At 40.4% G+C, this 9,198-nt stretch carries 5 protein-coding genes and 2 tRNA genes; 2 read left to right on the top strand and 5 right to left on the bottom strand.

The features are described from left to right. Positions 1 to 130 precede the first annotated feature (130 nt). Positions 131 to 811 carry a tRNA (guanosine(37)-N1)-methyltransferase TrmD gene (gene trmD, locus B2Z67_RS04900; RefSeq protein WP_291528699.1) on the bottom strand — a complete coding sequence of 227 codons (681 nt, stop codon included), beginning with the start codon at positions 809 to 811 and terminating at the stop codon, positions 131 to 133. 79 nt (positions 812 to 890) lie between these two features. Between trmD and ligA the strand changes: the two genes are divergently transcribed. Together ligA and dapA are read left to right on the top strand one after the other, a co-directional pair. Beyond that, positions 891 to 2,891, top strand: a complete 2,001-nt coding sequence (gene ligA / locus B2Z67_RS04895) for an NAD-dependent DNA ligase LigA (protein ID WP_291528695.1) — start codon at positions 891 to 893, stop codon at positions 2,889 to 2,891. Between the two features lie 103 nt (positions 2,892 to 2,994). After that, positions 2,995 to 3,888, top strand: a complete 894-nt coding sequence (gene dapA, locus B2Z67_RS04890; protein WP_291528694.1) for a 4-hydroxy-tetrahydrodipicolinate synthase — start codon at positions 2,995 to 2,997, stop codon at positions 3,886 to 3,888. A gap of 329 nt (positions 3,889 to 4,217) precedes the next feature. Here dapA and B2Z67_RS04885 read toward each other — a convergent pair. The 4 genes from B2Z67_RS04885 to htpG all read right to left on the bottom strand — a co-directional run bounded on the left by B2Z67_RS04885 (position 4,218) and on the right by htpG (position 9,035). Next, positions 4,218 to 4,291: transfer RNA gene (locus tag B2Z67_RS04885), tRNA-Arg, on the bottom strand. A gap of 17 nt (positions 4,292 to 4,308) precedes the next feature. Further along, positions 4,309 to 4,382: transfer RNA gene (locus B2Z67_RS04880), tRNA-Arg, on the bottom strand. A gap of 106 nt (positions 4,383 to 4,488) precedes the next feature. Continuing rightward, a complete protein-coding gene (locus B2Z67_RS04875; protein ID WP_291528693.1) occupies positions 4,489 to 6,786 on the bottom strand; it encodes a patatin-like phospholipase family protein in 2,298 nt (765 codons plus the stop codon). Between the two features lie 203 nt (positions 6,787 to 6,989). Then, positions 6,990 to 9,035 (bottom strand): molecular chaperone HtpG, encoded by a 2,046-nt coding sequence (gene htpG, locus B2Z67_RS04870; RefSeq protein WP_291528692.1) that lies wholly within the window; start codon positions 9,033 to 9,035, stop codon positions 6,990 to 6,992. Positions 9,036 to 9,198 lie beyond the last annotated feature (163 nt).

Below are 9,198 nucleotides of genomic sequence, written 5' to 3'. Positions count from 1 at the left end.
GCGTTATCCGCGTCTAAAGAATTGCTTCTTAACCTGCATTATTTAAAACCGAATCTGCGGATGAAGAATATCTTTTTGATAGTGTCTTTACTTTTAACACAGCCTCTTTTTCTATATTTATACAACGCCTTTATTCTTCTTCAAGCAAATCCGGGCGAAGTTTTCTTGTCCGTTCCAAAGACTGCTGCAACTCCCATTCCTTTATCCTGGCTTCATGCCCGGACAATAAAATTTCCGGAACCTTCCATCCTTTATAATCAGCAGGCCGGGTATAGACAGGTGCCGCTAAAAGATTATCCTGAAATGAATCGGATAATGCCGATTGCTCATCAGAAATTACTCCCGGGATAATGCGGACAATAGCATCCGTCATCACGGCTGCCGCTAACTCCCCGCCCGTCAGCACATAATCTCCAATACTGATTTCTTTAGTAATGAAATGCTCCCGGATACGATAATCGATACCTTTAAAATGGCCGCAAAGAATAATAAGATTTTGTGCAAGGGACAATGTGTTAGCCATTGGTTGGTTGAACTGTTCACCATCCGGAGTAGTAAAAATGACTTCATCGTAATCACGTTCCGCCTTCAAGGCATTAATGCAACGTTCTATAGGTTCTATTTTCATCACCATTCCGGCAAAGCCGCCAAATGGATAATCGTCTACCCGACGGTATTTGTCTTCGGTATAATCGCGTAAGTTATGGGTATATATTTCTACAAGCCCTTTAGTTTGAGCACGTTTCATAATGGAGCAATTGAAAAAACCTTCAATCATTTCCGGCAAAACTGTTATGATATCAATGCGCATCTGAATTATAATTTTCTGCAAAAGTACAAATATTAGAGGAGAAACCTGTATTTTTGCGTTCAAACAATCTGAAATAGCTATGGGCATAAAAGAAAAAATAGATCAACTCCGTGCTGAACTACATCGGCATAACTATAATTACTATGTGTTGAACGTCCCTGAAATTTCCGACAGAGAATTTGATGATATGATGCGTGAATTGCAAAACTTGGAGCAAGAGCATCCTGAATATCAAGATGATAGTTCTCCGACAATGCGCGTAGGAAGTGACCTGAATAAGAACTTCATTCAGGTACCTCATAAATATCCCATGCTTTCATTGGGCAATACATACTCAGAGGGCGAAGTGGCAGACTTTTACGAGCGCGTGAAGAAGGCTCTGAATGAAGAATTTGAAGTTTGTGCGGAACTGAAATACGACGGTACTTCCATTTCATTGACTTATGAAAACGGTAAACTATTGCGGGCTGTAACCCGTGGCGACGGTGAAAAAGGTGATGATGTGACAGATAATGTGAAGACAATCCGTACTATTCCGCTTGTCTTAAGCGGTGATTATCCTCAATTATTTGAAATCAGAGGTGAAATACTGATGCCCTGGATTGTCTTTGAAGAACTAAACCGTGAAAAAGAAGCTCGCGAAGAACAGCTTTTTGCGAATCCACGCAATGCTGCTTCGGGAACTTTAAAGTTACAGAATTCAGCAATCGTAGCTTCCCGGAAACTGGATGCATACCTCTATTATTTGTTAGGTGAAGAGTTGCCTTGCGAAGGTCATTATGAAAATCTACAGAAAGCCACACAGTGGGGGTTCAAGATTGCGACGAAGTACATGAAGAAGTGCCAAAGCCTGCAAGATATATTCGACTATATTCACTATTGGGATACCGAACGCAAAAATCTGCCTGTAGCTACAGATGGTATCGTATTGAAAGTCAACAGTCTGAAACAGCAGAAAAACCTCGGATTCACCGCAAAATCTCCTCGTTGGGCTATTGCATACAAGTTTCAGGCGGAGCGTGCATTGACCCGTTTGAACAAAGTTACTTATCAGGTGGGACGAACCGGAGCGGTGACACCGGTTGCTAATCTGGATCCGGTACAACTCTCCGGAACAATCGTGAAACGTGCTTCTTTGCATAATGCAGATATTATTGAAGGGTTGGATTTACACGTCGGAGACATGGTTTATGTAGAAAAGGGCGGTGAAATCATACCTAAGATTACCGGTGTGGATACCAATGCCCGAGGCATGATGATCGGTGAAAAGGTGAAATTCATCACGCATTGTCCTGAATGTGGCAGCAAATTAACACGCTATGAAGGAGAAGCCGCACACTATTGCCCGAACGAAACAGCATGTCCGCCCCAGATAAAAGGAAAAATAGAACACTTCATCAGCCGTAAAGCCATGAATATTGATGGTTTGGGGCCGGAAACAGTAGATATGTTCTATCGGTTAGGGTTGATTAAAGATACATCAGGCTTATATCAGTTAACCACAGACGATATTAAGAATCTGGATCGCATGGGAGAAAAATCTGCCGAAAATATCATCAAGGGTATCGCGCAGAGTAAAGAAGTACCTTTTGAAAGGGTATTGTTTGCCTTGGGCATTCGTTTTGTCGGTGAAACGGTTGCAAAGAAAATAGCCAAGTCCTTCACCGATATAGAAGAACTGGAAAATGCAGACCTTGAGAGATTGATAAATATCGATGAAATCGGAGAAAAAATAGCGCAAAGCATTATTTCGTACTTCTCAAACCCTTTGAACAGAGAGTTAATAGAGCGCTTGAAAGTTGCGGGACTGCAACTCAACCGGAAAGAAGAAGACTTGAGCGGTTATACAGACAAACTTAATGGGCAGTCCATTGTTATCAGCGGTGTATTCACACATCACTCCAGAGACGAATATAAAGATTTGATAGAGAAGAACGGAGGGAAAAACGTTGGCAGTATTTCCGCTAAAACCAGTTTTATCCTGGCAGGAGAGAACATGGGACCGGCAAAATTAGAGAAAGCTCAAAAATTAGGTGTACAGATTATGAACGAAGATGAGTTTTTAGCGCTCATTATGTAGCATTTTTCCAGGGAAATCTTTTTTCTATATTATATTTGCTATAGAAATCGAAAATATTCGTACTTTTGCGAGTCAGTTAATTAGAGATTATTAAATTTCACTCATGATACAAACTAAATTGAAAGGAATGGGGGTAGCGCTGATTACTCCATTTAAAGAGGATGAAAGCGTTGATTATGATGCATTGATGCGTTTGGTGGATTATCAACTTCAAAACAATACCGATTTCTTATGTGTGTTGGGAACCACTGCGGAGACTCCCACGCTTATGGAAGATGAAAAAAAGAAAATCAAAAATATGGTCATCGAACGTGTAAATGGTAAAATACCTATTTTACTCGGCGTTGGAGGAAATAATACCCGTGCTATTGTAGATACTCTTAAAAACGACGATTTTACCGGAGTAGATGCCATCTTGTCGGTTGTTCCGTACTATAATAAGCCATCTCAAGAAGGAATTTATCAACATTATAAAGCTATTGCCGAAGCTACGGAACTTCCAATTGTATTATATAATGTTCCGGGACGTACCGGGGTAAACATGAAAGCTGAAACCACTTTGCGTATAGCCTGTGACTTCAAAAATATAATTGCTATCAAAGAAGCCTCCGGTGATATCACCCAGATGGATGACATTATTAAGAATAAACCCGCTAATTTCGACGTCATTTCGGGTGATGATGGAATTACGTTTCCTTTGATTACCTTGGGGGCTGTTGGCATTATATCAGTTATAGGTAATGCTTTTCCACGCGAATTTAGCCGCATGGTGCGCCTGGCGCTTCAGGGAGATTATGCTAATGCGCTCACAATTCATCACAAGTTTGCCGAGCTATTCAAACTTCTTTTCGTAGACGGTAATCCGGCTGGTGTAAAAGCGATATTGAATGTAATGGGAATGATTGAGAATAAACTTCGCCTTCCGTTGGTTCCAACCCGTATTACGACTTTTGAAGCCATGCGGAAGATTCTGAATGAGCTTAATATCAAGTGCTGAAACAGTAAAACTTCATATATTCGTCCCATGAGATAAAAATATTCGTCTCATGGGACGATTTTTTTTGCCTCGTGAGACGGATTTTTTCGTCTCGTGGGATGATTTTTTTCGTCTCGTGGGATGAATTATATTGCTTCGTAGGATGTTTAGTGAAAATTCAAATACTATTTGAATTTACTACATATAGCGTCTAAACTACTACATAGTAATAATCCGCTGACCCGTAATTAATCAAATACTATCAGACAATGATCAGATTCTTCCGGAAGGAGAAAAAGTTGTGTTCTCCTTATACAAAAAGGCTCTGCAAAACCTTGCAGAGCCTTCCGTGATCGCGACAGGATTCAAACCTGTAACCGGCTGATCCGTAGTCAGCTACTCTATTCAGTTGAGCTACGCGACCTTGTTAATCAAAAAGAGTGACCGCGACAGGATTCAAACCTGTAACCGGCTGATCCGTAGTCAGCTACTCTATTCAGTTGAGCTACGCGGCCTTTTTATTTAACGGGTGCAAAGATACGGACTTTTTCCGAACTAACAAACGAAGCGCAAACTTTTTAAGGAGATTTTAAAAGAGAATTACTCGACGCAACAAGAGAACTACTCAATAAAACGGTAATTAAACAGTTGCCAGCCGATGCTCAACCCCACATTCCACTCTCTCTTCGGCAGGCTATAATGATTTACATACGCAGAGATGGCGCCAAACGGTAATTGACATATAATTGACATTTCTCCCATATATCTGACTTCGGAAAATGCTTTTCCATAAAACGCCTTGTTCTGCGCACCCTTTTGTATCGGAAAGATTGGCATAAAGCCAAAGAATTCTCCCCGTACATGAAACATATCACTAAGTATAAAAATAGGTTTGATGCCGGTAGCTATAAATTGATTGGCACGAAATGCTTCATTATACATCAGTTTACTATGAGGAGTTGGTGAAAACTCTCCTGCTTGCATCATAGTTGCTGTATAGTTCCCCGAAAAATTCTTCGATGAATACAATGCTTCGGCCATCCACCCAAGTACAAATTTATTAGCCATACGATGGTATGCTTCTTTCATATAAGATATCTGCAACCATGATTGGCCACGTCCTTGCGTAGTAGCCTGTGCAACAGGATTTCCGGGTTTATAACGTTCTTTCCCCGTATAGATTTGGGCTATCAATCTTTCATCATACCCTTTAGTTGCATATTGGCGTGCATTCAATGTATTCCCATAGAAACCGATAGAACCTCCCACAAGTTTATAAATACTTTTGTCCGAACGGTCTTCTTCAAAGTTTATCACATTAGACTGAAAATAATTATCTTCCAGCTTTCCTATGCCAAATCCAAATTCTGCCCGCTTATTCGCCAAAAAGGGTAATGCGATAATCAATTTCAGAAAACGTTCGTCCTTAGAGTTAAAGGAAGGATTATCGTTTTTGGAGAACAACTTGTCTTTTCTATAATAATCAAAAGTACTGATAGAAGCGATGAAACGGTAAGAAGTTGGAATATGTGTGGGTAAATCTATACGCCCCATAAGCTGGACATTATTATAAATCTTACCCAGTTGACTGTCAAACATGAGTTCTTTGGAATAATAATTCAGGTTTTGATATCCCAATCCTATATATATCTGATTGGAACTTGTCGTAGACACATTGCCACCTATACGGATAGAAAAGTTATCCTCCATCTTTACTTTCAGATACAAATCGTACATACCTACTTCCTTATTGAATACGGCATGCGGCATAATTTCAGAAATCATGTTGTCCGCCAGCAACCGGAAATATCCTCTTTTTAAATCTTCATAAGTGAATGATTCGCCCTCTTCATCACGAAATTCATTCCTGATATAGGCTTGTTGCTGTGGATTAGCACCCTCAATGTAGATATTCCGAAAATAAAGTTGCGGCAAACTACTACGGTATATCAAACGGCGTAAACGTACATTGTCGGCATTCACCCTACGGTGGATTCGGCCTTTTATGGAGTCCATCATGCTGATAGTCTGGTTGTAGCCTATGTCATGAAGTTCCTGAAGCCGGTTAAAATCAAGCAAATTCACGTCGTCATATTTGAAAGTCATGACAATTCCGGCAGAATCCGGTATGGAGTAATCCGTCCTTTGCATTACCATGTTCTCAATCTGGCTCATAAGATTGTTCTTGTCAGGCTTGGAAGGATTGGCTGCAACAACACTACCGATGATAATCTCCGGATGGAAATCATTTCGCATCACATCGGTTGGGAAGTTATTATAAATTCCTCCGTCATAAGCCAGTACACTATCTATTTCAATCGGTTTAAAAACAAACGGGAAACTCATCGAAGCGCGTACCGCATCACCCAAATCGCCTTTCCTTAAAACAATTTCCCTCTTATTATATACATCGGAAGCTATGCACCTGAAAGGGACAAACAGTTTGTCAAAGTCACCATCACATGCGGCTGTAGCGCGGGCAAACAGTTCTACAAATACCAGATTCATCTGAATGGGATTGACCACACTGGTGGGTAATATCTGTGGCTTAATACTCAAAGAGTCCTTAAAAGAAAAACGGATATTGAAAAATTCCGGTGTAGGAAGATTCTGCTTGAAGTAATAAGCATATTCAGATTCCACTTTTCCGGAATACCAACGTTTGAAATCTTCCGAACGCAACAAGGCTTCCATATCATCAGCAGAATATCCCATAGCATAAAGCGAACCGATAATAGCCCCCATAGATGTACCGGTGATATAATCTATAGGAATATTATTCTCTTCCAAGGCTCGGATGATGCCGATATGCGTCATTCCTTTGGCACCTCCACCACTCAGGACAAGCCCTACTTTCTGGGCTTGCAGCATGGGTAACAGCAGGAAACAAAATGACAAAATCAGAAGAATTCTTTTCATACTCCAAAGGTTAGAGTCCAAAAACATGATATAATTAAGTACTATCGTTTATATTTAAGGTTCAAATATATACAATTGTTTCGAATTTGAGCGTATCCAACGAAAAAAACGAGTATAGCTATGCAAATAATATGAAAAAAGAGGCTGTGTTTTACTATTGACACAGCCTCTTGATGGTATAGGTGGTGAATAAAAAGGCGTTTTTAAATCAATTCGATGCTTCTTTTCACAAAGTTATTTAATGCTTCGCCTCTCAGCATTCCATTTTGCAATAAAGCCAGGTCTATCAATTGGCGAACAACCTTATTCTTAACCGCATATCCGGCAAACACTTCGTTTTTCTTTGCTTTCAGTTCATCCCACTTCTTATCAAGTTCGTTCACTTCGTCTTTTTCCGCAGTAGGAATTTCTTCATCTTTTTTATCCTTCTGCTTATCTTTCAGTTTATTACGACGCTTGTCAACGTCAGTCATTTCCTGTTGGATAGGCGCCAGAACCGAATCACATTCTTTTTCTTCGTCGGCAAGAACTTCTTTCACCAGTTTATGATCGGAATTCAGTACCAGGTTGAACATATCGGGCATCTCGCCATAGAAGCTCATACCGGATTGGATATTAGCCATTTCTTTCATACGGCGCATGTACTCGCTTTGAGTAATCATCACAGGAGAAGCGTTTTCTCCCATAGCCTCTGTAGTGATATTGAATTCAACCTTGTCCATTTTAGGCAACTGGCTCTTGAAGACTGCGGAAAGCGCTTCTTGCTTACCTGCTTCCAAGGCTTCGCCTTTCTTATCTTCTTTAACAATCAGGTTATCAATAATATCGCTGTCCACACGGGTAAAGCGTGATTTTTCGAACTTCTGTTCCAGCATGCTTACTACGGCAATATCCAGTTGGCCATCCATCAGCAGTACGCTATATCCTTTATTCTTAGCAGCTTCAATATAGCTGAATTGTTCATCCTTGTGGTTAGTATAAAGATAAATCAGACTGCCATCCTTATCGGTCTGGTCGCCTTTTATGAGCTTCTGATACTCATCAAACGTATAATATTTGCCGTCGGTATCGGTGAAAAGGGCAAAATCTTTAGCTCTGTCATAGAAATCTTCCTGAGTGAGCATTCCGTAGTTGATAAAGATTTTCAGGTCATTCCACTTTTCTTCGAACTGTTTGCGGTCGTTTTTGAAAATGGATTGCAGGCGGTCGGATACTTTCTTCGTAATGTAAGTGGAGATTTTCTTCACGTTGGCATCACTCTGAAGATAGGAACGGGATACGTTCAGCGGAATATCCGGAGAATCGAGCACACCATGCAATAACGTAAGGAAATCAGGAACAATGCCTTCTACAGAGTCCGTTACATAAACCTGATTACTGTAGAGTTGTATCTTGTTCTTGTTCAATTCAATATTGCTTTTTACTTTCGGGAAGTAGAGGATACCGGTCAGATGGAACGGATAATCAACATTCAGATGAATCCAGAACAGCGGTTCGTCGGACATCGGATAAAGGTCACGATAGAATTTCTTGTAGTCTTCATCCTTTAAATCGCTGGGTTTCAGTGTCCACAACGGATTGCTGTCATTGATGATATTATCTTCGTCAGTTTCTACTTGTTTGCCGTCTTTCCATTCTTTCTTCTTTCCGAAGGCTACGGGAACGGGGAGGAAGCTACAATATTTTTTCAACAGAGAAGAGATACGCGATTCTTCAAGGAATTCTTTGCTTTCATCGTCGATATAAAGCACGATATCCGTACCACGATCAACTTTGTCGGTGTCTTCGATAGTGAATTCAGGACTTCCGTCACAGCTCCATTTCACTGCCTGGGCACCTTCTTTATGTGATTTCGTAATGATTTCCACTTTCTTGGATACCATAAAGGCGGAGTAGAAACCTAAACCGAAATGGCCGATAATGGCATTTGCATCATCTTTGTATTTCTCCAGGAAGTCGTTAGCTCCTGAGAAGGCGATTTGGTTGATATACTTGTCGATTTCTTCGGCAGTCAGACCGATACCGCGGTCGGAAACTGTTATGGTGTCTTTTCCTAAAGACACATGTACGGTTAAATCACCAACTTCACCTTTGAACTCGCCGATAGACGCCAATGTTTTCAACTTCTGCGTAGCGTCTACGGCATTAGAGATTAACTCGCGGAGAAAGATTTCATGATCGCTGTACAAGAACTTTTTGATAACGGGGAAGATGTTCTCGGTAGTTACCCCAATATTTCCTTTTTGCATACTATTATTATTTATGTTTCAGGTTTATATTTTAAATCGTTTGGCAAGTAAAGTGCAAAAAAAATGCCAGTCATATCAGACTGACATTTTGACTGTTTATTAAGGTGGTACAAAAGCTTAGAAGCTGTGATGTTCATAAATAGTTTATACGATGAATGATAAT

The organism is Bacteroides sp. UBA939 (assembly GCF_002293435.1).
In the GTDB taxonomy this organism is placed as follows: Bacteria; Bacteroidota; Bacteroidia; order Bacteroidales; family Bacteroidaceae; genus Bacteroides.
This window is presented reverse-complemented; position numbering and strand designations above follow the sequence as displayed.